Annotated in this window: 1 protein-coding gene; it reads right to left on the reverse strand. The window is 70.8% G+C overall.

What is annotated here, in order from left to right:
- The coding region (locus AC5RWD_RS23300; protein ID WP_494022279.1) for an ATP-binding cassette domain-containing protein at window positions 1–301 on the reverse strand (301 nt) is incomplete at both ends.

Here is a 301-nt window from a genome sequence, read left to right on the forward strand (position 1 = left end):
ATGCGGCCGTGGTCGAGCCAGATGATGCGGTCGCTGGTGCGGGCGGAGTGGGCGTCGTGGGTGATGGTGATGGAGGTCCGGTTCCGGGTGAGGGCGGTGAGGGCGTGCAGGACGGAGTTGCGGGCGACGGGGTCCAGCCCGGTGGTGGCTTCGTCGAGGATGACGATGGGTGCCCTGCGGAGGATGGCGCGGGCGATGGCGATCCGTTGCCGCTGGCCGCCGGAGAGGTCTTTGGCGGCTTCGCCGAGGACGGTGTCGTAGCCGTTGGGCAGGGCGCGGATGAATCCGTCGGCCTGGGCGA

This window comes from Arthrobacter sp. CMU6, from assembly GCF_059090205.1.